This is a genomic window from Dyella sp. ASV21 (genome assembly GCF_016428975.1).
In the GTDB taxonomy this organism is placed as follows: Bacteria; Pseudomonadota; Gammaproteobacteria; order Xanthomonadales; family Rhodanobacteraceae; genus Dyella.
The window spans coordinates 1-1,378 of the sequence record NZ_JAELTT010000153.1 but is presented as its reverse complement, the minus strand read 5'-3'; the positions used below and the strand labels follow the sequence as shown (position 1 = coordinate 1,378).

Genomic DNA, 1,378 nt, shown 5'->3' with positions numbered 1-1,378 from the left:
GCGCGGGATGCTATCGCGCTGCTCGGGCGTGCCCTTGTCCGAAGAGACCGCGCGATACCAGCCGCCTTCGGTCACCTTGTCGCCGATGCGCAGGGGCGGCTGATGCGCTTCGCGCAGGCGGCGGGCGTCTTCTAGCTCGGCACGACCGGCATCGTCGGCGGGGAAGTTGCGTTCGAAGCGGTTGTTGGTGGTGTGGCGAAACCAAAGCCCTACGGAGCCTTTCAAGCTGGCGGGCGCCAGCACGTGTAGAAATCCTACTGAGCCCGCGGTTTCGTAGGCCCCTGCCGGAAACGGCTTCTCGGGATAGGTCAAAAACACCACGTCGCGCTGTTGCCCGGCCGGTATCACCCACTGGCCATCAGTGAACTCCTGCCCCGGCGCCAGGGCGCTGCTCCCGAGGTCAGGTACATCAAAGTCGTGGCCCAGACGGTCAAACCCGGCGACGGCTACATAGGTATACCCGGACCCCATCGGGTTATAGCGCCCCTCCCACTGATCGGGACTGCGCAGCACGATATCCTCTTGGCCGCTGTTGATGAGCCGCAAGGTCACCTTGAGCTGGTTGCCGGCCGGCGCGAGGTAGGTTTCGGCGGTGAGCCAGACGCGGCGGGTGCCTTGGGGGCCAATGCCATCGCGGTAGTAAGGCACCAGTAGACTGCTGAGCGTGCCCACGAGCATCTTGCCGTCCTTGCCGCCCACCACGGAGTCGCCGCTGGCGCCCGCCATGCGGCCATCCGGGCAGCGCGCACTGCCAGTGGCCCAGGGGTTGGTTGGGCGCATGCCGCCAAAATCCTTGCCCTCGCAGATCAGCTGGCGGGTCGACTCCCATACCGGGCTGGGCGACAGGGCCAGCGACCCCTCCAGCACGCCCACGCCGGTACCTTCGGTAAACTTGGTCGGCTTGTCGATCTCCTCCACGCCGCCGCGATAGACCACCTGGAAGCGCCCGCCGCCGCTGCTCACGCCCTGGATGTAGTCGCCCCAGCGACCACTCAGTGCGACCGCATCGGCGGGCGGGTTGGCGGTGGTGGGTTCGGCGGTGTCATCGGCCATGGCAGGGGCTCCGAGCAAAGTGGCAGCAGCAAGTACGAAGGCAAGCAGGTGGCAATGGGTGGTTGAGTTGCGCGGTGTCATGTGACGACCCTCCACGGTCGGCCCGTTTGTTGCTGGAACCACGCGAGGGAATTCCGCTGTCTCGTCATTGGCCGCCCTTACCGAGCGCACGGCTACGCGCCGATCCACGTCCACACGACCTGGTTTTCCTGCGCCGCGCTGGGCAAGCCGAACTTGAGTACGGGCCGCCCGGCCTCCATGCGCGTGGGCCGCACCTGCGCATGGAAGTACTCGGGCGCCCCCAGCGGCAACGTGGGCAGCCAAG

The 1,378-nt window shown here is 66.8% G+C and carries 1 protein-coding gene; it reads right to left on the bottom strand.

All coding sequences use genetic code 11. The annotated features are described in order from the left end of the window. The coding region (locus JHD67_RS21350) for a hypothetical protein (protein ID WP_199101153.1) at positions 1–1,053 on the bottom strand (1,053 nt) is incomplete at its 3' end. Positions 1,054–1,378: the final 325 nt, after the last annotated feature.